Here is a 22559-nt window from a genome sequence, read left to right on the forward strand (position 1 = left end):
GCAGTTTTCACTAGCTTAAACAGCTAAACTTAAAGGTCTTTTGCCTTCGTGTAGGTGGCGGTAGTTTGAATGAATTGAAAGCATTTTTTCTCCCAGGCCAAATTCAACGGATTGATAGAAGTTTTTTGAGCCAGGATGCATTGCTACTATTATACATTGTTGCGTCGCACACTTGTACTGCATTTTAAAGCGCAACAACAAGCGGCAGAAAAGAGACTGTAACGATACGTTCTTATAGTCTTCTATGCTTAGAAGAGGACAGACTTACCAGGTCCCTCGATGCTTATGATCGTTTTTAACTTCATTTATCCGTTTCAGCGGAATTTGCATACCGCCGCTTTTTTCAAGCCAATCCCACAATTCTTTATTTAGCTGTTTAGCTACCTGCTGGTGTTGAGGGCTTCGAATAAGGTTATTTACTTCAAAAGGATCTTTTTGAATATCAAATAACTGGTCTATATCCCAAACTCCTTGTGTACGAATAAACTTATACTGGTCAGTTCGAACAGCATATTGCGTGGGCGTCTGAGGAAAAGCATTCTCCCAATAATACTCATAATAAATTCTGTCGCGCCACGGCACTTGCTTGTTTTGCAGCAGTGGTAAAAACGAATTTCCTTGCATTTGAGCTGGCTTACTAATTCCGGCCATCTCCAAAAAAGTAGGTGCTATATCAAGGTTTAGTACCATCTCTTTGACTACCGTACCTGGCTTGATTAACTCTGGACATCTTGCTAACAATGGCACCCGCATCGACTCTTCGTAAGCCTGGCGTTTGTCTATCAGACCATGTTCGCCAAATGCAAATCCATTGTCCCCCATGTACACGACAAGCGTTTCCTTATCCAACCCATTTTCTTTTAAATAATCCATCACTCTTCCGATGCTATTGTCGACTCCCATCAGGGTTTCAAGGTATCGCTGATAAAACTCGTCGAATTCTATTGTCTCGTTATACATATAATCTACACCGTGCCAGCTGTACCGTTGTGCCCGCACCCAATTAGGTATATCCTCATTATTGAATTTGTATTGACTACCATCGGCCTGTTTACCCCTTGTAAATTTTTTGCTCGTAGGCGTAGCCGTTGTGTACATCGACACCGGATAAAGGAACGAGAGGTTCTTGTACCTGTCAAGATCGCGTTTTGCCGGGGCCTCTCTTTCATGCACAGCTTTATGAGATAGGTACAGAAAAAACGGCTTGCTCTTATCGCGCTGTTTTAGCCAGTCTAAAGAAAGGTCTGTAAGCAGGTCAGTGATATAAGCACTGTCTTTATACTGAACATGTTTACCATCAATGTTAAGTAGAGGATTATAGTATACTCCCTGTCCCCTAAAACTGACCCATCGGTTAAAGCCCGGGCGCGGTTCATCCGTCTCTCCACCCATATGCCATTTGCCAAAGAAACTGGTTTGATAACCTAGCTTCTGCAAGTATTGTGGAAAATAAATTAGACTGGCCGGAGCAGGAGACTGGTTGTCAACAACGGTATGGGTGTGAGCATATTGACCGGTTAAAATAGAAGCGCGACTAGGAGAACACAAAGCAGTAGTAACAAAAGCGTTTTGAAGATAAGCTCCTTCCTTGGCAAGCCGATCCATATTAGGAGTTTCTAAACCGGGAACCCTACCGGTAAACCCCATAAAATCATAACGATGATCATCTGAAAGAATGTATATGATGTTACGAGGTTTTACTCCTGCAATCTTATTGTAAACAATTTGCTTTGTAGCCTTTGCCTGGGCGTACACACTTGTTTCAATAAAGGAGATTGAACAGGTAACCGCAATAAGTAGAACGGCGTTTTTCAAAAGTCTTTGATAATTCTTCATTTCTTAAAAAGTGTCTTTAAATTAGTTATACCTCATGTTGCTCCAGACTGTTTGCTTAGTTATGCCCGACCCTTGCCACGAAAAATCCAACAACTGCTTGCTGCTGTTCTTAATTCTACAATACAATTTAAAAGGGTGCAGACCCGCCTTGAGCTTCATACTTGCTGCGCGTTCTTCGCCGCCATTATATCCATAGTCCTCGTCTATGACGTTAGAATCATGAATTTTTAAAAATGCAGCTGAATTGGCAGTCAGGTAAAAAGTAAATTCACCATCCGCAGGAACTTGTATAAATCCTGCGTAAACCACAATGTCACCAACTCCGGCAAGCCCTACTTCGGGCTCTTGTACAATTCCTTTTGCAATGGACGAAAGAGTGCTTACGTCAGGTATCCATGGAGAAGATGCACGATAACGTTGCCAATAAAACCCTTGCTTGGTACTTACAACAAGTGCAGGAGGAATCAGCTCATTATCGTAAGGCCGAGGCGCAGAAGTATCGGGCCTTCTAACCTGTAGCACTCTTTCCTTCATTTTACTTTGAAGCAAATTCATCCCTTTATTGTTTGCAAGATTATTGGTTTCCTGAGGATCTTTTATTACGTTGTAAATCTCGAAATTATCGTTGTGTGATTTGATATCGTACCGCACTCCGACAGTATCACCAAAGCGGATCATTTGCATCTGGTTCCGCTTCCGGTTTCGATGGTGCGGGTCAAACTCTTTAAAATCCGGCGTTGATTGATTTTGAAAATACTCAATGTAAATAGTACTACTTCGTTGTTTTCCCTTACCGGTGAGAGAAGGCATCAACGACACGCCGTCGGTTCGCACTGGTGGAGGTGAACCAGCTGCATCTAAAAAAGTAGGAAGCCAATCGTGCACCCCACTAGGCGTTTTGATAACGGTATTTGCGGGGATATGACCAGGCCAGGCAGCGATTGTTGGTACACGAACACCACCTTCCCACACATCTCGTTTTATGCCATCAAAAGGTCCAAAGCTTTGAAAGAAGTTTGCCGCAAAATTTTCTTTAAGATAAGACTCAATCGAGGGGCCGTTATCTGAAGAAAACACAACCATCGTGTTGTCATCAATCTTTAGATCTTTGAGTAATTGCAGAAGATCGCCTACTTCGCTATCAATTCGTCGAACTGCAGTTGCATACCGTTTGTATACTTCAGGCCATGCAATTTGAGGCGTTGCCGGGTTATTGTCGTGATCATAAGTAGCATTGGCATATTCGGGATGAATATAAGAATCAACTTCACCTGAAGCAGTGTTAATCATATGTCCTGCTTCGCCCAACCATTGTACACCACCTTTCATTCCGCCGCCCCCAGGATATGCTTGCGTCGGCAACTCTAAAACAGCATGAGGCGTTTCGTAGGCGAGATAAATAAAAAAAGGCTGATCCTTTTTTTTGTCCCTCTTATTTTCAGTAATCCATTTTTTTGCGGATGCGGTCCAAAGATCTGCAGTGTAGCATTTATCAAGCTTGTCGGCAATGTTCGTTTTGTTTTCCCACACCTGCTTGGCGCCCCTGTATATTCCCTCTTTCGGGTAATGCTCATGACCATCTGCATGACGGATCATGCCCATAAAATAGTCGAATCCCCTGTTCAAGGGGTGGGCCGGCCACTCTGGTCCTTCGCTGTTTAAACCCTGCAAGCCCCACTTTCCAAACACAGCAGTTTTATAACCGACAGAACGTAGAACGGAGGCTATGGTGTAGTTGTCCTCCAAAGCTTTGTCAAACTGGTTGTCTCTTACGTTTGCATGCCCCTGGTGGAGGCCCAACAAAAGAGAAGCACGAGCGGGAGCACACACTGGTGCGGCGCAATAATGTTGGGGTAACCTCGCCCCCATAGCTGCAAGCCGGTCGATATTTGGAGTAGAAGTAAAGGGCTTACCAGGCTCGTTTGCTTTTTTTCGTTGATTTTGAAAAAAGGTTCCAATATCACCAAAACCTAAATCGTCTGTTAGTATAAAAATTATATTGGGTTGTTTGACTTTGCCTGCACCCTTCACTTGTTGGGCAGACACGTGGAAAAAAGACAGAGCCGTTATTAAAATAGTAGTCCCCAAATGTTTCATACCGATCACTTTCTATTGATGCGAAAATTCCTCGTCACTGCCATATAAGAGTTACCGATGAGCGTTATTTTTGCTGTTGCCTTTTAGCATTTTGTGTTCCCAAACGACGCAATAAAAAACTAAAAGTACAAGTGAGTGACACAACAAAAGATTCATTGAAAACCGAAAGCTTGGTCTAAAAGATTTAAACCTTTTAATACAAGAACATTGCAAACTGAATGTCCCTTAGTTCCGATTTATTTTACTTCGTTTTCAGTTACAAGAACATTTGCTTTAAATCGTGATGGCGTTCCAACGCAACACGATCGCTTCTTATAATGACTTTTATTTTGCAAACTCTGCACCGAGTGTAAAGGTTGAGCCAGAGCTGAAACACTTGCGAGGCCAACGGAAGTCTTAGAAATAACACGAGTATTTTCAGTGACTTTCGGAGCCGTTTGTCTGCATGAAAAAGCAAAGAAAAAAGCAGTTGTGATAATAAGCGGAGTAATCTTTTTATTCATTGTTAGCTTGCTATTTTAATTGACAATTGCGTTCATAGGTTTTTTTGTGGTTACCAACATTTGGCACTTCATTCAACATTGTTGCGTCGCACTACTTTCATCAGCAAATCTTTTGGCGGCTTTTATCGACCAATAATATTAAAATTACACGCTGTCTTTTACACACCTGAAACCTAAATTATTACTGCCACTCCGCACCTCTCCTTTTCCCCTGCTCCCCGATCGATACCGGATACAATACTGATCGCTGCACAAAAAAGAACCGCCCCTTTGAACTCGCTTCACGGCGCCAGGCTCTTCAGGGTCGTAACTATCAGCAGGGCCTCTAGGATTATTTGTAGGGCTTTGGATGTAATAATCCGCACTATAAAAATCGTTGCACCACTCCCACACGTTCCCATCCATATCATACAATCCAAAGGGATTTGCCGCGTAGGATTTTACTGGCGCAATGCCGTCAAAACCGTCTTCTCCCGTATTTTTTTGAGGAAAATCTCCCTGGTAAATATTAGCTACCCACTTACCTCCAGGCTTCAGCTCGTCACCCCAATAATACTTTGAACTTGCCCTTCCTCCCCGGGCCGCATATTCCCATTCTGCTTCGGAGGGCAAACGCTTACCTGCCCATTTTGCATAAGCTGCAGCATCCTCGTAACTTATATGGATAGCGGGATAGTTTTCCAGGCCCTGAATTGAAGTATTAGGGCCAAGAGGGTGCTTCCAGTCGGCCCCCGCAACATAGCGCCACCACTGAAGGGGATTGTCTAAAGCAACTTTTTGTTGAGTAGGCGTAAATATAGCCGAACCCGGAACAAGGCTTTCCGCAGGCACACCAGGGTAATCTTTAGGATCTAACTTTTGCTCTGCGTTGGTAATATAATTGGTTGCCTTTACAAATTTCTCAAAGTCAGCATTAGTTACCTCATGTTCATCCATCAAAAAACCCTTTAGTGTTACCTTATGCACCAGTTGTGCATCCGGAAACATTGGGTCCACAGTTCCCATTTCAAACGAACCCCCTGGGATCCAGACCATTTTGGCCGAAACAACTTCTACCTGCGAAGCGTTTGCCTTTGTGGAATCTGTTGTTACTGTAGGGATGTCGGATTGTGAATTTCCACAGCCGACAAAGCTAAACATCAAGATGCCTTGGACTATGCGGGAAACAACTTTCCTCCAGTTTAATGCTATTGGCTTTCTGATTTCTGCAACCATTATTCTAAATATTAACCTCTTTCAAACGATCTTTTGACAAGTTACAAAACCGGAAGCATGCCAATAAAAAATTTCTTGTCACTTAGGCTTTTTGTCGTTTTGAAAGAAAGCCAGGGAAAACATTCATACTCTGTCGCACCAGGAAATAGCTTTTGCTCTTTTAACTTTCTTCATCTTTTTCCCTGCCAATAAAAAGTTATGTTTGCAACCTAATTAATCTCAATATCCTCTAATCAACTTCTAGATATCCTGTCGATCTTTAAAACTGACCTAATCCAAGTTGTACTATTTAAAAACTCATCCTTATTAGTCAAAACTGTAATAACTAATGGAAACATTTTATTCGTTTTGATTTTCGCTTTGTCAAATTTTAGAAAGGGGATTAATTAGCATACATTATAATAATTTCTTATTTAGTAATATTGCTTTTCTCAAATTGCTTTAGCCAGCTATATGATTAATTACTACACAGTTTTAGAAATAGACGAGAAAGCTTCTAAAGAACAGATAAGAGAAGCATATAAAAGAATATCACTTAAGGTTCACCCGGACAAAAATAACGGGGATGAATATTATGTGGAGATTTTTAAAACTGTAAATGAAGCCCAGCAAATACTAACGGATGAGGCTAAAAGAGCAGCGTATGATGATGAACTACGACGATCATTTAAGTATCCTTTTGGCACCAGGGGAAATTTTTTAGGAATTAATTTTAATCTAAACAGAACCTGGATTTTTCTTTTCTCCTTAACAGCGGGCTTCTTGACTTTTGTTATACTTCTTCCGTCAACTGACTTAAAAGAACTTGAGCAGCAAAAAGCACTGATGGATCTTACTACCTCAAATTCTATTTTAAAACATCCTACGAAAGGTCAAAAGCAACAAACACCGCTTATTGCTTCGGCGAGCGAAACAGCAAGATTCGAAGCCCAAGGCCAACAATCGCGGGAAACACTGCCATTACTTAATCAAGGATCAACCGGACAAAATAGAAGCGCAGGAACAAAGGCGACTTTAGCAACACCGAGTGATGCAGAAGGAGTATCAGCTGACAGTTCTTCTGAGTTAGCAGACGATCAACTGCTAGCAAACTTCGAAACGCCGTCTTTGCAACAAAATGTGACGTACTTAACTCAGTTGCAATTGTCAGAAATTTTGGAGCAGGTAAACGCGGTGAAAACGAGCGCCAATAATAAAATCAACTGTGTTAGAGTCTTAAAGACAAAAAAGAGCAATGTGGAGAATGCATTTGAAATAGCTACTTTCTTAAGAAGCAAAGGATACATTATTTCGGGCCGCGACATAGCATTTAGGGAGATAGAAGGCCTGGAGGTCAAAGAAAACGATCAATGCATTTGTGTCACGATTGGCTCATTTAACAGGAACTAAAAAGGATTTCGCAAAGGCTCTACTTTGCGAAGTAATTTGCTAACAGGCGACCATAAACAATAAAGTAGGCAAGAGCGGTATACCAAGTTCTGCAATAATTTTCAATAGCTATTTTGCCATACGTTAATCCTGCAATGACAACAATAACGATAGTCAAAAAGATTAGCAACACAATCCAGGCTAAGCTGAGGTAGAATGCAAGTTTCGGAACCAACACCATGTGTAGGTAACGTAAAATGGAAGTTGGTAAGTATTGGATAAGTTAGTTTTAAATGGTTTTGTTTTTGATGTTCTTGTCAAGGCGGCCCTACAACAATTATTTTGATAGCGCGACCGCTGAGATAATGATAGCAATAATTGAAAGAGCTATACTCAACCAAACCATCCAAGGTTTAATTTTCAGACTATCAATTTCTATATGTAAGTCTCTTATCTCCTTGTCTCTTCTTTTTTGCTCATCATCTTTTCCCCTTTCCTGGTTCTGCAAAAGAGTAGTAAAGCCACCCAATTTAAGAAACTCCCTACTTCAAACTTATGCCAGGAATTAACACCTACAATTAATTTGCTATCGCCGTATCCGGTATCTACTTCAATCCATTTCGGTTTCAATCTTTCCATTTCAATAATCCAGTATTCAACAATGCTGCTGTTAATACCGTTTCTTTACAAATAATGCTGTCTCCAACAAGATGATCCTTCTGAAGGATGTGGTCAAGAATAATATCTGCCGGATGTCTTGTCATTCTATTAAGCAATTATTTTCGCTAAATTATCTGATCATCTCTTCTTAAAAAATTTTAATACGTCTTCAGCAACTTTAAGTGTTTTTGACGTGAGCAAAAATATTTTTTCTATTTGTTATTCGTTTTTTATTTTCATAAAATAAATTATGGCTATTAAACTTATAACCTCTGTACTGCATGACTGAGAAATTCCTCCTTTATCTTCCATTGATTACCTTTTCTGTTATTGCTGCCCTGGCTATTCTGAAAGTGGTCATATTTATGCAGATCAAAAGCACGAATACAAAAAATGTTAACCTGCTTTATTATCCGATTGAAAATATCCGTTACACATCGAATGCAAAAAGAAAAAAGCTAAAGCTCTATCAAAACATACTTTCTGTGTTAATTATATTAATTCTTGTCTTTGGAGTTACAGACACAGTTATCAATCACAGATTTGATTGATAGTTCACGTATTTCATTAAGAACCCTAATTGTCTCTGCTCAATAAGCAATCATCATCCTTTAGTTCCTGCTCTATGTTCATAAGTAACCTTTTTGTACTACGGCGGGCGTGGAGAATAGGTTGGCAATTTGAAGAAGGTTAGGGCAAGATTTGCTTCACTGTTGTAAGTAATATTTAAGAAGAAAACATCTTTATTTTTTTGACTCTCCTCTTGAGATTTTGAAGTCTCGCTCAGCCTTTTTCTAAATGGTTATGATCTTTTCTAGAAAATGAATCCCTATTTCGTTCAAAGTATTTCGCATTCTGGCATCCTGTTTGCGCAACGATTGTTGGCCGATTAACGTCTATTCACCTATGAAGATCATTTTGTCAGCGTTTACTGTTCTTATTATTGCACTCAGTTGTAAAAAACCTCTAACTGAGCGGGTTCATTTCACATCTACCAGTTATCAAAACTTAGCAACTTTTGATAATACAGGAAAGCCAAATAATCTAGAAGCTTCCGATGCTATTTCTTCAAATCTGCTATCTTTTATAACTACTACGCTTCCTGAAAATACAAATCTAGCAACTACGAATTCTGATTTGCTTAGCAGTAGTGCTATTGGGGATATTCCTATTCTGCAGAGATTAGATGTGTCTATAACCTTTGTATCAGAAGGTGCATCAAAAGCAAATGCATTCGCTTTTTATACTTACCCAACTAGTAGCCCTCCTAAAGGTGCCAAGGACATAAAAACCATTACATATGTTTTTCCTAACGCAGGAGCTGGCACAACGTTGCAACGAGGCAATAAAGTCAAACTTGGAAGTTTCGAACCAGGAATTTCTATCGGTTTTGTTTTAATACAAGGAGCATGGGATGCAAATACTAAGAATTTAAATAACGGAGCAGTACATTTTTGTTCTAATGATGTTTTAAATCCTGAAGTGGACCCAAGGCTAAAAAAACATGCAGTATTAATTAATTATCCTTTAGAAAATAAAGTGTTAATTGGTTTTGAAGATCTGGATAGAACGCAAGGAAGTGATAATGATTTCAATGACCTCGTAATTTATGCAACAGTTACTCCGTAGGAACTAAGGTGTAAGAATTGTGACGACATCACATTTTAAGTATCCTATTTTATTTACAAGTAAGTAAACATCGCTAATAGTTATAAAAAGAGACGAGTACCAATAAGGTTAAAATATGTTTGCAGCCCTGAGAATTATCCAAAAGCTGTTTGTGGTAAGGACGGCAGCTAAAAAAGAAGCGAGATAAATTAGCTATGAAGCACCATTAGTAATCTTCTATCTTCAATAATACCACTAACGATTTGACTCGTTAATGTCCCTTATAACGCTGTCACTGAAAATGCATCATGCGTGATGGTTACAGTGGAAAGGCAAAACTCGAGTCTGTATAGAACAGCAATGTAGGGTGTGCAGTCCACGCCTTAGGTCTGCAGGTAAGGATTGAACTTCTTTTCATGTCCAATAGTGGACGATTCTCCATGCCCGGGATAGACAATGACATGATCGGGCAAAGGGAATAGTTGTTCTCTTATGCTTGCAAGTAATACCTCGTGATTACCTCCCGGCAAATCTGTACGACCGATGCTTTGGTGGAAGAGAACATCTCCACCAATAAGGAAATTTTGTTCCGCGCAATAAAAACAAATACTACCGGGTGAATGGCCAGGAGCAAGCAAAACTTTCAAAACATGCTCGCCAATCTTTATAATATCATGCTGCTGAAGAAAGTGCAGTGGTCCTTCGTAATTATCAAAAGGTAGTCCCCACATTTTCCCTGATTGCGGACCAAAGTTTAGGACTTGCTCTTCATTTGGATGCAAAAACAATTCGAGCCCATACGTTTCGTACACCCATTTATTACCAAAAATATGATCGAGGTGGCAGTGGGTATTAAGCAGTTGAACGGGCAAGAGTTGCTCTTTTTCAATGAAGCTTTTTAGGGTTTGCTTTTCTTCTTCAAAGTAGCATCCAGGATCGATAATTAGGGCCTCTTTCGCATTATTATAAAGTATATATGTATTGACTGAAACGGGGTTAAATTGAAAAATCTTAACTGTTAGCATATTCGTAAATTTAAGAGAATTACAATCTATTTATCTTAATTTTAAAGCTCTAAAGAACGGATATGCAAGATAACAGTATGAGTAACAGGGTTATTGCTTTTTTAGGTTTATGTCTTTTTTGCTTTCAAGGAATATCACAGGTAAACTCGGTAGAATTCGGAAAAAACAGGATTCAACATAAAAAATTTATTTGGAAATTTTACGAGTCTCCAAACTTCAATACCTACTTTAACCAGGGAGGTCTTGAACTTGGAAAATTTGTTGCTCAGGCGGCAGAAAAAGAGTTGAAGTCTATTGAAACACAGATGGAATACTCGCTCCAGAGGCAAATAAATATTGTGGTTTATAATAATTACAATGATTATCGCAGTACCAATATTGGCCTTGGAAACGAAATTATCAACAACGCAGGTGGTGGTCTTACAAAATTGGTTAATAATAAAATGATTGTCTATTTTAACGGCGATCATGCTAACCTAAATCTGCAGGTGCGGCAAGGCATTGCGCGGGTACTTCTTGACAATCAGTTGTTTGGGGAAGACATAGGCGAATTTGCCAGCAACCAAGCTCTCCTTGACCTTCCTACATGGTTAACTGATGGCTATGTGAGTTACGTTGCCGAGAGATGGAGCACTAAAAAAGACGATGATCTAAAAAGTGCTATGCTCAGTGACAGCTATAAGAATTTCTACCAATTTGCCTTTGAAAAGCCCGAACTAGCCGGAGCAGCCTTTTGGTTTTATATCGAGGAAAAATACAAAAAGGAAAATGTTGCCTATTTTTTATACCTCGCCCGAATCTACAAAAGCTTAAATAGTGCGGCGCAGCGTATAGCTAAGAAGAAGTTCAAGGAGGTTTTAAAAGACTTCATGAGCTACGAGCAAGAGAAATATTATAAAGACATTCGTCAACGCAGAAACGTTCCAAAGGGAACTGTATCTGTTGTTGAAGCAGTTTCTACAAAAAGGGATTTTTTTCGCTTCCAGGCTAACCCTAATCCAAGAAATCAAAGCTATGTTGTTGGCAAGTATAACAAGGGCATTTACTCTGTAGGCCTTTATGAAAACTACGAGCTTGCAGCTACTCTTTTAAAGTATGGCGTAAGAACCCAGAAGACTGATATCAATCCTACCTATCCTTTAATGGCCTGGGACGGAAAAGGAACCCGGGTAGCAGTTATCTATTGGGAGAATGGCAAAATTAAAATGTTTGTTTATGACGCTATTGCGCGTTACAAAAATTACAAGCAGGAAATTGAAGGCCTCGACCAGGTATTGGATGTGCAGTTCATGCTTGATGCAAACACGCTATTGCTTACTGCTGTTAAGAACGGGCATACAGACATCTTTACTTTTAAAATAGAAAGTAAAAAACTAGAGCAATTGACGAACGATGTGTATGATGATCTTGATGCATCGTTCGTGGCTTTTCCTAACAAGACAGGTATTATTTTCGCCAGTAACCGCCCCGGTCCTGAAGTAGTAACTTCTGATACTGCATTGCCTAGCAATCACCGTTACAATATTTTTATGCTGGACTATATCACCAAACAGCAGATCACTCAGTTAACTAATCTTAAGTTTGGAAATGCCCGCTTCCCAATGCAGTACAACGTAAATCATTTTACGTATGTTTCGGATGAAAATGGTGTTGGCAACAGGTGGGCCGGTTTCTTTACTACTCAACGGGAAGGTCTTGATACACTCTTTTATATTGGTGATGAAGTTCTTCGAAACCCTTCTGATAAAGAGTTAGATTCAACGATGGTGGCGTGGCAGAAAAACGAACCGGACAGCATAAGCATGTTCCAGGTTACTAAAGACTCTACTTATACATTCCCTATAACCAATTATCAAAGCAGTCTCCTTGAAACAAGAATTGCAGGTGATCGTGGACAGGTGACAGAAGTAACGCGGCAGGGTGACGACAAATTCTTATATAAATTAAGAGTTGACTCCACAGTCCTTCGTAAAAGAAACGTAAATGCAAGGCCTACCGATTACATGAGAAAGATGATGTCGGAAAGAAAGGCTGAAGAAGGGAAGGCAACTATTACTAACACTGTGGATACCACTACAGCTAGTGCGGGCTCTGTGTTCCAGAGTGAGTTTGAAAATGAGAAGAAGGACTCTCTAACGCGTGCTATGGAAGCAGTACCACGCCTTGTAGAGCAAGGAGTGTTGCAACGGTCTAAGCTGTTAAATTATCGATGGAAGTTTAGTAACGATTATATTCTTGGAGGTGTCTCTAACAACATTCTAATCAACCGCTACCAGCCCTACTCTGGTGGAAATGGACCAATACAATTAGGTAACGGCTCTAACCTCAACTTTACTTTCCGTACAAGTGTGAGCGATTTGATGGAAGACATTAAGTTTACCGGGGGCTTCCGTTTGGGAACCAACCTTCGCGATAACGACTACCTTTTTGGATTTCAAAATTTTCGCAAACGCTTTGACTGGGGGCTAACTTACTACAGAACCAGCAACCACGATGCTGCAGGATTTGAAGGAACTAACCTCGCCTACAATGCCCAGTTCAACACTAACATTTACCAGTTTAACGGAAGTTATCCATTAAATGAAGTCAAAAGTTTCAGGTTGACGGTGGCCTATCGTCGTGATAGGATAATCATAAAGCCGACGCCGTATGTTAACGGGCAGCAGTTGCCACCAGACAGAAGAGGACTTGGTTTCCCGGACATATTATCGCAATATGCTTTGACCAGGCTTGAGTACGTGCATGATAATACGATTAACCCGACCATGAACATATGGCATGGCTTAAGGTATAAAGTGTACATGGATTTAAACGCGCCGGTAAGCGGAGAGTCTGTGAAAAACAGCTACACTTACAACCTTGGCTTTGACGCAAGACATTATCTGCCGATCTATCGCAACTTCGTCTGGGCTACAAGAGCGGCAGCAGACTTTAGCTGGGGAAACCAAAAGTTGATTTATTATTTAGGTGGAGTTGATGGCTGGTTGTCTCCCAAGTTTAACAACGGCAACAGGCCAGATCCTGACCAGACTTATGCGTTTCAAACTTTAGCGGTAAACCTTCGTGGTTTCAATCAAAACCTGGCTAATGGTAACAATGCATTTGTCTTCAATAGTGAGTTAAGATTGCCTGTTTTTTCAACGCTTTTGAATAAACCGGTAAATAATGCCTTCATCAGAAACTTCCAATTAATTCAATTCCTTGATTTGGGTACTGCCTGGAACGGTAAGTACGACAAGTTTGCTCGTCCCGGTGTAGTGTACCAGGATGGAGGAAATAACCCTGTCTCTTTTGTAACAAAAGCTGGTGGTATTGGTCCTTTTGCCGGAGGTTATGGTTTTGGAGCAAGAAGTACTTTGTTGGGATACTTTTTAAAGTTTGACCTTGCCTGGGAAATGAACGGGATATTTAAAGGCAAGCCTATTTCATACTTCGCGCTTGGACTTGATTTCTAAAATAGAATACAATCAATGATAAATAAAAACTGCCCGTGCTAACGCCGGGCAGTTTTGTTTATATCAACGCTAAAGTCCCGTTCCTACTTTGAACATTTTTTTCCCTTATTTGGAATAAGTAATAAAGCCGTTAATATTCCGTTTGCTTCTAACACCTAACAATAAGCCTGTTACCGTTTATTTTATAATTGGCTTAATTTTTAATTATGATGATGGACATAAAATTTTACAAATGGTATATTTTATAAATGGCGCAGTCATTTTACTGCTTTTATTATTTTTTGTGCTTTTATCTTTTGAAGACCATTTTGCCAACATCAACTCTACTAAAAAAAGCCTGAGCGGCTTTTTTCTACATTCAAAATTATTTTTCAAGCAACTTCTTAGAAAGTAAAACAGCTTGCATGGTTTACATACAAGCTGTTCTATATTTTTTGTCTAGTTAGAATTATATCATCTCACTATGCAACAGCGGATTTTTTAATGCTAGCCTGCTTTCATTAAACTGTTTAGCAGCCGCTACAAAATGAACAAACAAGGGCGCAGGATTTTCGACTGTACTTTTCAACTCCGGGTGATATTGAACACCAATAAAAAATGGATGTTTTGGCAACTCTATAATTTCGACCAATCCTGTTTCAGGATTAACCCCACTTGCTATCATTCCCGCGTTCTCGTACTGCTCAAGATAATCGTTGTTGAACTCGTAACGGTGTCTATGTCTTTCTGATATTTCACTAACTCCATATATCGCGTGAGCGAGACTGCCCTCTTTTAGCTCGCAGGGATAGCTTCCTAACCGCATAGTTCCACCCATCTTCGTTATCTTCTTTTGCTCCTCCATCATATTGATTACAGGATTATGATTGTGAGGATCCATTTCTGTACTATGAGCATCAGTAAGACATAAAACATTTCTACCAAACTCGATTACCGCCATCTGCATTCCAAGGCAAATACCGAAGAACGGAAGGCCTCTTTCACGTGCATATTTAACGGCAACAATCTTTCCTTCTATACCTCTGTGGCCAAAGCCTGGTGCTACTAACAGTCCATCCAGTCCATCCAGTTTTTCAGCAACGTTCTCATGGTTGATGAATTCGCTATGCACATTTACCACCTGCACCTTACATTCATTCATTGCGCCGGCATGGATGAAGCTTTCAAGAATTGATTTATAGGCGTCTTGTAGTTCTATGTATTTGCCAATGAGGCCTATTGTAACCTTGCTTTTCGGATACTTCAACTTATCAAGAAAACCTTTCCATCTTGTTAAGTCCGGTTCGCTATAGTCTGTAATCTTCATCTTTTTCAAAGCGATTACATCAAGCTTTTCGCGCAACATCATCAGGGGAACTTCGTAAATAGTTGAAGCATCTGCAGCCTCAATAACAGCTTCTGGCTTAACATTACAAAACTGAGCAATCTTACGCTTGATATCATTATTTAAAGGCTCCTCTGTACGGCAAACAAGAATATCAGGATGTACTCCATTCTCGCTTAATAACCTCACACTATGTTGAGTAGGTTTCGTTTTAAGTTCCTTCGCAGCCCGCAAAAATGGGATAAGAGTTAAATGAACCACGAGGCAATCTTCCTCGGGTAGCTCCCACTGCAACTGTCTTACAGCTTCAATAAAAGGTAAGCCCTCGATATCACCTACAGTTCCACCGATTTCGGTCAGCACCACATCATACTTATCGTCTTTGCCTAACAATAACATCCGACGTTTAATCTCGTCGGTAATGTGCGGTATTACCTGCACTGTTTTACCAAGATAAGCCCCTTCCCTTTCTTTATTAATTACGGTTTGATAAATACGCCCTGTGGTAACGTTATTTGCCTGCGAGGTAAAAATGTTCAAAAAACGTTCATAGTGACCAAGGTCAAGATCTGTTTCTGCACCGTCTTCTGTCACGAAACATTCTCCGTGTTCGTAGGGATTTAAGGTACCCGGATCAACATTAATGTATGGATCGAATTTTTGAATTGTGGTGCGTAAACCTCTTGCCTGCAGCAGCTTTGCAAGAGATGCAGCAATAATTCCTTTCCCTAAGCTGCTTGTCACCCCTCCGGTAACAAAAATGAATTTGGCCATGGTATTAGGTTAAGTTATGTTGTTGTTTTTTTTAATGATTTTTTTCAAGCAGTATATAATGGCCCGGCATCGTTGTGTCACTCACTTTTACTACCATTCTTTATTCGACTGATGTAGGAAATGTATATATCTCTTCTTGTAGAAACATCCCCGATCTTACACAATACGTTCTTCCCGGTGGAATTAGAAACTCGAGAAAAATTTAGAACGTTAGTAAATTTGACCGTGAAGAAAGATAGAAATCATCCAGAGGTCACACAAACCTACAGTTTATTTACGGGTCAAAAAAAAAAAGGGATAAAATCTTAACGAAGAGGGCGGTAAATTGTTAATAAAATAAAATCGACTTGTATGAGAATTGTTCTATTTTTTTTAGCGGCATTTGTTACGGCAGCCCTACTTAGTTACACCATGAAAACTGACCGAAAAATGTCAGTTTCTCCAAAGGAAACTATAGTAAGTTGTTACCCTGAAGACATACGTGAAATAGCAAAAATGGAAGCTGCAACGAAAGAATTTGCTGCCCTCCATCCAGATCCTCTTTACTTTAAAGTAAAAGACCCTAAAGGGAAGACAGTTTCATTTAAAACACCCGACGGAGGAAATGGAAGTGGTTACGAAATCAGGAACGAAAAGAAGACAAAGAACTTTCTTTTTGTCATTCATGAGTGGTATGGATTAAATGATTACATAAAAGAGGAGGCTGAATTATTGAGCACGGAGTTGGATAACGTCAATGTTATTGCACTTGATTTATATGATGGCAAAGTAGCTACAACTGCAGACAGTGCAATGAAGTATATGTCCGGGGTAAACTCACAACGACTTGAAAACATCATTAAAGGAGCACTTGCGTATGCAGGAAGCGATGCAAAGATCTATACCATTGGATGGTGCTTTGGAGGAATGTGGAGTTTGCAAGCTTCAATACTAGCAGGAAAACAAGGGGCCGGATGCGTAATGTATTATGGCAGGCCCGAAACCAATATCTCTAAACTGCAGCAACTCAATACTGATGTTATAGGGTTTTTTGCTAACCAGGACAGAAGCATTACTCCCGAAAGAGTAACTGAATTTGAAAACAACATGAAGACAGCAGGTAAAACTCTAACAGTTTACCGCTATGATGCCGGGCATGGTTTTGCAAACCCCAGCAACCCCATTTTCAACAAGCAGGCGAGAGATGATTCGCACGAAAAAACACTGGCTTTTCTAAAAGCGAGAATAAAATAAACCCTTATTAAAAGGCTGAGCAAAGAAGTAAAGATGAACTGAGCGTCGCAACGAAAGACAAATCAGGGAGCAACAACTCGCTCCCTAAAATTTTGCTGCCCTAAACCTACATTTCAATTACTGGTTAAGGAACGAACTGTCAGGAACGTTGATGTAGCTATTGTAAGGATGCTTAATAGTAAACCATTTAAAATTTTGATCAGCAATCATTCCCTTGCCGTAAATCTTTGAGTCAGGTGAGTGCCTAATCACATTTTTGTCACTATAAAAAATAGCTCTTGCCTGGTCCCAATACAATTCTCTACAAAAAAGCGTATCGCCCTTCATGTTAAAAACTACCACACTATCGCGAAGGAAAACTTTGTTTTCATTTTGCAGGTACCTTCCAAACTTTGCAGACAGCTTACTTTCGATCTTTATACTATCATTATAGAAATCGACATGAAGCGATTTTGGAAACTCCATTCTTGGAGTATCTTTTTGATAGCTTAGCATGAGGGGCGCTGTCAACTTCGCCTTCACTTTTCCATTCTCACTTAGATAGCTTTCTATCTGTTTAGCCTCTTCTACATTGATTGCTTTCTTGTTCAAATTCTGTACATCACGAATATCGTTTTCGCAAGACCAAACAAAAAAGCAGCCAATGGTAATGACTGCTATACTTTTTGCTAAATGAGTTAGGCCGTTATTCATACTTCCTTTTGATAAACCAAACATCGCTTAGGTTTAGTCCCAGCGAAAAGCGAAAAAAGCCCTCTGTAATATTATTGTTTTTATTGCCCCTGCTTCCAACTTCAAATGTTGTATTAATAATTGTGTACTGGTTGTCGAACGAGCGCCATTTACGCACCGGTAAACCTGCACCTAAAGTAATCGCATACACCGGCAATTTGTTTTTGTCTGCAGCTAACGCCTCCTTTCCAAAATAAAATCCCGCACGGTAAGTCACCCTGTTCCAATAGCTTTTTATGCTAACGGGATTAGGAGTCAACTGACCACCGATCTTTAGTAACGAGCTATTGTTGAACTTCTCTGCATTATTAAAAAACCGATAATTGGACCACTGCGTGCTTTCGTACTCAATCGCTAATAAGCTCTTCTCAAGTTTATTTCCCAGGCGGTCTACGAGGCTATTGCTGATGTTAATGCCAGCAGTATAAGAAACCGGCAAATTAATTGTTCCGCTTACTTCAGGTGCCATTGAAACGGTGTCTATCGTTATAGGAGTACCGTTCGCATCATAGGTAAAAGTTTCCCTGATCACTGATTGTTTAGCGCTTAAATTTTGTTTCATATTACCGGCAAAGCCTAGTCGTAAAGCCGTAGTCTTACTTAAGTCAATATCGTACTGCAAGCCGCCATTAAAAAAGAAACTTCCAAAGCTTGTATTGGTTGCTGAGTTTGACTTGTATGTATTAACGCTATCAATAGGGATGGCTCTTGTGTTATTATTTTTATTGCCAAACATATAGCCCGTGTTTAATCCAAGGCGTAAACCACCCCAGCGCTTGCCGACGCCTACAAAAGCCTGGTACAATCCTCCGTCGCCCTCGTACACATAGCGCATACTGTCTTTACCCGGGCTTGCTGTTCTTCTATTTTCCTGGATGGAATAACCAATTCTTGTTAATGGTCTTAAACCAAAAGCCAATCCTAAATTGTGCTTTTTACTAATTGGCATTCCAAGGGCTACGTAAGCAGGCGCAAGGTTTACAGAATTGTATTTTTGAACAGGACTAGTGCTTTTAAGCGTACGGCTATCTAAGGTTATACCAATGTCATAGGTAACTATTTTTAAATCGCTATAACTAGCCGGGTTAGCAAAATTGACGCTTTGGCCATTTCCGTACGTGCTTCCTATGCCAGCCATTCCACGGGAGACTATGTTTTGACCGGGATAAGTTTCGCCAAGACCGTATCGAGAGAAGGGAGAATTTTGTTGTGCAGTTGTGTAAAGTGATCCTAGTAAAAGAAAAACAATAAAGCTAAGTTTTGGGTTCATGATTGTACTCGCTGATGGCATAAAGCCCTTTGTATATTAAAGAAGGGTCTGCAAATATCTTATTTTTAAGCAGGGCGCCAAAAACGCCTATATCACCCCCGGTTAAATGCACGTTAAAGTTGACGAACTTCTCCTTGTATAAATCGATAATACCATCGATCTCTTTAGCCATTCCCGCGATGACTCCGCTTTGAATATTTGTCTTAGTATCATAGCCTAGCAAGGGAAAATTCCAATCAGCTTCTACTAGTGGAAGCTTAGCTGTGTAGTACTGTAACGACTTAAATCTCATCTCCATTCCCGGTGAAATACTACCCCCAATAAACTCGCTATACTTATTTACAAAGTTGTAAGTGATGCAGGTACCAAGGCCGATTACCAGGTTATGCTGACGTGGAAATAGGTCGACCGCCGCCACAACCATTGCGAGCCTGTCAGCACCAATCGTGTGAGGTTTGCCAACAGGTGATGTTACAGGAAGTTTGCTGTCGTAGGAAAGTTTATGAAAAGCTGTGCTATCAGCAAGCACTTCTTCAATACCTACGTTATGATCTATAACAGAAGAAAGTATACTTCGCTGCGGTTGATATTTTTCTACAACGCGCTCTATTTCTTCAACTGAATCGTTTTGTAAAACACCTTCTCCCGCAAAATCCCTGTTCACAAAAACAGCATATTTAAGGCGCGTGTTTCCAAAATCAAAACATAAGGTTGTCATGGTGAGAAGAAGTTACAAGTTACCGTAAGCGATTCAGTGCAAGTTACGGGTAAGCGGCAACCGGCAGCAAGCAACTCATAAATCAAAATTTCCTGAAAGATTTTTAAAATGACCATTCAGTTTTATCCTGTCTTTTAAAACCTCCATTTCATTCACCACCGGCAAAACTTTTAGCAGGTGTCGCTTTAAATACTCCAAACGTTGGTCTTCCCGAAACAAGCCGGCGAACTCATATTCTTCTTCCAAAGACAAACCCACATGATGGGCTATGTCGTAAGCAACCAGCTCGTCGTCTGGTTTTTTAAAATCTTTTTTCAGCTTCAAAACCGCGTGCAGGTCTTTAATGCTTTTGACCACCTTTTGTAAAAGCAGCAATTTTTTGCTCTCTTCATTTTGAGGATAGTTTACAATCGCGCCACTATACAACTTGTCAGGAATATCTTTTACTACCTCTAAAATCCTGAATATGGACAGGCCCTTTGTTTTTATGTCAAGCTTACCATCATCGTATACTTCAACAATCTCTTTCACCTCTACCAACGTTCCTCTTTCACTTAACCCATTTTTCAAAACGGTGGGAATACCGAACGGTTTTGCGTCTGCAAAACAGTCTGTTATCAACTGTTTATACCTTGGTTCGAATATGTGTAAGTTTAAATCTTCCCCTGGAAATACCACTATGCCTAATGGAAATATTGGAATAAAATTCGTCATAAATGCTGCTATTGTTTGTATTAAAGACTATGCAAAACATCTAAAAGTTCACAGAGTTAAAAAAAATTTCGTTCTTTGATGATATAAAAATCGTTAATGAAAATCTCGGGCTTCTCTTATGTAAGAAACGGATTCGAATATGGTTATCCCTTTATGGAAGCCGTTCAATCTGTTTTGCCTGTGTGCGACGAATTTGTAATGGCCGTAGGAGACTCAACAGATGGAACAAGGGAAGCTCTTACAAAATTGGACCCGCAAAAAATAAGAATTATTGACACCACCTGGGACATGAAATTGCGGGAAGGAGGAAAAGTTTTCGCGCAACAAGCCAATACTGCGCTTGACAATATCACAGGTGACTGGGCTTTTCACATCCAGGCTGACGAGGTGATGCACGAGGACGATTTACCGAAGATCACAGCCGCCATCAAACAGCACAATGATGACAAACAGGTCGAAGGCTTCATATTTCCCTTTCTGCATTTTTGGGGCAGTTATCATTATATCCGGACTTCGCGGCGCGTACACAAACATGAGATCCGAATTTTTAGGAATGATAAACTTGTAAGGTCTTACGCCGACTCTCAGGGGTTTAGAAAATACAGCAGTATCGAAGCGTACGAGCATGGCGAAAAAGGCGAAAAACTAACGGTGAAAAAAATTGATGCGCCGGTGTACCATTACAACGGGGTGCGGTCTGATAAGGTTCAGAAGAAAAAAATGCACACTTTCGATTTTCTCCACAATGCTGAAACCACTGAGAACGACTATTCGCATTTTGATTACCAAAACGTTGACCGGGTAGAGTTATTTAAAGGAACGCATCCGGCAGTGATGCAAGAAAAAGTGAGTGCAGCTGCGGACGATTTTGTCTTCGATCCTGCTAAATCGGTTTGGAAAACAAAGGATAAAATCATGCAGCCCATTGAAGATGTGTTGGGTTTTAAAATAGGGGAATATAAAAATTACAAGCTGCTTCGATGAGCGATGTTTCGATATTTTTTTGTCCTGGCTTTGGTTTTTCAATTGATCATCGTTGCGTCGCATTTCGTTCATCAGCAAATCGTTTAGCATCTCTTTTTGGCCTTTTCCAAAAGAGATCCATTTTAGAAAATGACAGAACTCGTTTCAGAAATATCAAAAGGATCCTTTAAAGCATTATCAAGGGCTATTTCATTAGTTGAAAATAAGGCAGCTGGTTATCTTGATATTCTGCTCAACCTTTCCTCCACTACACAATCAATTGTTATCGGCATTACCGGTCCACCCGGAGCGGGCAAAAGCACTATTGTAGATGCGCTGATTGGTGAAATTGTATCGGCAGATAAAAAGGTTGGTGTCTTGTGTGTTGATCCATCATCTCCTTTCAACCTTGGCGCTTTGTTAGGGGACAGAATTCGGATGAATAAATGGTACACTCATCCCAATGTGTTCATTCGTTCACTGGCCAACAGGGGTTCGCTGGGTGGATTACATCCTTCTATCATCGAGATCACCGATATAATGAAAGGATTTGGCTTTGACTACATCATCGTAGAAACAGTCGGTGTTGGACAAAGTGAGGTCGAAATTGTTGGTCTGGCTGATACAACTGTTATCGTACTGGTGCCCGAAGCCGGCGATGAAGTACAGACAATGAAAGCCGGACTAATGGAAATCGGGGATATTTTTGTGGTCAACAAAGCAGATCGACCGGATGCGGATGCTTTTGAGAAGACCCTTAAAAAAGTGTTTAGGTCTTCCCACAGTCATTATGATGTACCAGTTGTAAAAACGATAGCATCACAAGGTGTGGGCATAAAAGAGTTGTTCGAAAAGATCAATTTGCACACCGGAAGCGGCAAGCAAAATGATAAACGCGCGTGGCTGTTGACTGAAAAAGCCTATCACCTGCTCGCATCTAAAAGAATGGCAGAGCTACATAAGGAGGCAATTTTCAATTTAATACAAAATGAATTTTTGGGTCAGAAAGAGTTTAACCTCTACAGGTTCGTTGAGGATGTAAACAACCATATTTTGAAGTAGCA

The 22559-nt window shown here is 40.2% G+C and carries 19 protein-coding genes; 7 read left to right on the forward strand and 12 right to left on the reverse strand.

The genetic code is table 11. The features are described from left to right. Positions 1-264 precede the first annotated feature (264 nt). The 4 genes from SAE01_RS14925 to SAE01_RS14935 all read right to left on the reverse strand — a co-directional run bounded on the left by SAE01_RS14925 (position 265) and on the right by SAE01_RS14935 (position 5651). The gene (locus SAE01_RS14925; RefSeq protein ID WP_147204587.1) at positions 265-1836 is read right to left on the reverse strand and encodes a sulfatase family protein; all 1572 of its coding nucleotides are present in this window, start codon (positions 1834-1836) and stop codon (positions 265-267) included. Between the two features lie 21 nt (positions 1837-1857). Further along, positions 1858-3933 carry a sulfatase-like hydrolase/transferase gene (locus SAE01_RS14930; RefSeq protein WP_147204588.1) on the reverse strand — a complete coding sequence of 692 codons (2076 nt, stop codon included), beginning with the start codon at positions 3931-3933 and terminating at the stop codon, positions 1858-1860. Between the two features lie 236 nt (positions 3934-4169). Further along, a complete protein-coding gene (locus SAE01_RS24820; RefSeq protein WP_218029168.1) occupies positions 4170-4436 on the reverse strand; it encodes a hypothetical protein in 267 nt (88 codons plus the stop codon). Positions 4437-4580: 144 nt separating this feature from the next. Further along, complete coding sequence (locus SAE01_RS14935; protein ID WP_147204589.1) at positions 4581-5651, reverse strand: formylglycine-generating enzyme family protein; 1071 nt, start codon at positions 5649-5651, stop codon at positions 4581-4583. Between the two features lie 453 nt (positions 5652-6104). On the opposite strand from SAE01_RS14935, the gene SAE01_RS14940 reads away from it, so the two are divergent. Continuing rightward, complete coding sequence (locus tag SAE01_RS14940) at positions 6105-7040, forward strand: J domain-containing protein (protein WP_147204590.1); 936 nt, start codon at positions 6105-6107, stop codon at positions 7038-7040. A 429-nt stretch (positions 7041-7469) separates the two neighbouring features. Here the strand turns inward: SAE01_RS14940 and SAE01_RS14945 are convergent, their stop codons facing one another. Both SAE01_RS14945 and SAE01_RS24520 read right to left on the reverse strand, forming a co-directional pair. Beyond that, a complete protein-coding gene (locus SAE01_RS14945) occupies positions 7470-7658 on the reverse strand; it encodes a hypothetical protein (RefSeq protein ID WP_147204591.1) in 189 nt (62 codons plus the stop codon). After that, positions 7646-7783, reverse strand: coding sequence for a hypothetical protein (locus SAE01_RS24520; protein ID WP_170234168.1), 138 nt, complete (start codon positions 7781-7783; stop codon positions 7646-7648). Before SAE01_RS24520 ends, SAE01_RS14945 begins: the two co-directional genes overlap by 13 nt. Before the next feature lie 177 nt (positions 7784-7960). Here SAE01_RS24520 and SAE01_RS14950 point away from each other — a divergent pair, with 177 nt between their 5' ends. Both SAE01_RS14950 and SAE01_RS14955 read left to right on the forward strand, forming a co-directional pair. Further along, positions 7961-8230, forward strand: coding sequence for a hypothetical protein (locus tag SAE01_RS14950; RefSeq protein ID WP_147204592.1), 270 nt, complete (start codon positions 7961-7963; stop codon positions 8228-8230). Between the two features lie 355 nt (positions 8231-8585). Continuing rightward, positions 8586-9308, forward strand: coding sequence for a DUF4114 domain-containing protein (locus tag SAE01_RS14955; protein WP_147204593.1), 723 nt, complete (start codon positions 8586-8588; stop codon positions 9306-9308). Positions 9309-9670: 362 nt separating this feature from the next. Here the strand turns inward: SAE01_RS14955 and SAE01_RS14960 are convergent, their stop codons facing one another. After that, positions 9671-10312, reverse strand: coding sequence for an MBL fold metallo-hydrolase (locus SAE01_RS14960; RefSeq protein WP_147204594.1), 642 nt, complete (start codon positions 10310-10312; stop codon positions 9671-9673). A gap of 62 nt (positions 10313-10374) precedes the next feature. Here SAE01_RS14960 and SAE01_RS14965 point away from each other — a divergent pair, with 62 nt between their 5' ends. Then, entirely contained in the window at positions 10375-13767 is a 3393-nt protein-coding gene (locus tag SAE01_RS14965; protein ID WP_246113250.1) for a hypothetical protein, read from the forward strand. A gap of 448 nt (positions 13768-14215) precedes the next feature. Here SAE01_RS14965 and pyrG read toward each other — a convergent pair whose 3' ends face one another. After that, positions 14216-15865, reverse strand: coding sequence for a CTP synthase (gene pyrG / locus SAE01_RS14970; protein WP_147204595.1), 1650 nt, complete (start codon positions 15863-15865; stop codon positions 14216-14218). A 351-nt stretch (positions 15866-16216) separates the two neighbouring features. Between pyrG and SAE01_RS14975 the strand changes: the two genes are divergently transcribed. Continuing rightward, the gene (locus tag SAE01_RS14975; protein ID WP_147204596.1) at positions 16217-17098 is read left to right on the forward strand and encodes a dienelactone hydrolase family protein; all 882 of its coding nucleotides are present in this window, start codon (positions 16217-16219) and stop codon (positions 17096-17098) included. 117 nt (positions 17099-17215) lie between these two features. On the opposite strand, the gene lptC is transcribed toward SAE01_RS14975, so the two are convergent. From lptC to SAE01_RS14995, 4 genes are all read right to left on the reverse strand, one after another. Then, positions 17216-17791 carry an LPS export ABC transporter periplasmic protein LptC gene (lptC, locus tag SAE01_RS14980; RefSeq protein ID WP_147204597.1) on the reverse strand — a complete coding sequence of 192 codons (576 nt, stop codon included), beginning with the start codon at positions 17789-17791 and terminating at the stop codon, positions 17216-17218. After that, positions 17784-19100: a BamG family beta-barrel-assembly machinery protein gene (gene bamG, locus SAE01_RS14985; RefSeq protein ID WP_147204598.1), complete on the reverse strand. Its 1317-nt coding sequence runs from the start codon at positions 19098-19100 to the stop codon at positions 17784-17786. Before bamG ends, lptC begins: the two co-directional genes overlap by 8 nt. After that, positions 19084-19818 carry a type III pantothenate kinase gene (locus tag SAE01_RS14990; protein WP_147204599.1) on the reverse strand — a complete coding sequence of 245 codons (735 nt, stop codon included), beginning with the start codon at positions 19816-19818 and terminating at the stop codon, positions 19084-19086. The genes bamG and SAE01_RS14990 overlap by 17 nt, the downstream gene beginning before the upstream one ends. A 75-nt stretch (positions 19819-19893) precedes the next feature. Then, positions 19894-20532 (reverse strand): LON peptidase substrate-binding domain-containing protein, encoded by a 639-nt coding sequence (locus SAE01_RS14995; RefSeq protein ID WP_147204600.1) that lies wholly within the window; start codon positions 20530-20532, stop codon positions 19894-19896. Positions 20533-20628: 96 nt separating this feature from the next. On the opposite strand from SAE01_RS14995, the gene SAE01_RS15000 reads away from it, so the two are divergent. Then, on the forward strand, positions 20629-21516 hold the full coding sequence (locus tag SAE01_RS15000; RefSeq protein WP_147204601.1) for a glycosyltransferase: 888 nt from the start codon (positions 20629-20631) through the stop codon (positions 21514-21516). Positions 21517-21645: 129 nt separating this feature from the next. After that, positions 21646-22557 (forward strand): methylmalonyl Co-A mutase-associated GTPase MeaB, encoded by a 912-nt coding sequence (meaB, locus tag SAE01_RS15005; RefSeq protein ID WP_147204602.1) that lies wholly within the window; start codon positions 21646-21648, stop codon positions 22555-22557. The last annotated feature ends 2 nt before the right edge of the window (positions 22558-22559 follow it).

The organism is Segetibacter aerophilus (assembly GCF_007991655.1).
GTDB lineage: Bacteria > Bacteroidota > Bacteroidia > Chitinophagales > Chitinophagaceae > Segetibacter > Segetibacter aerophilus.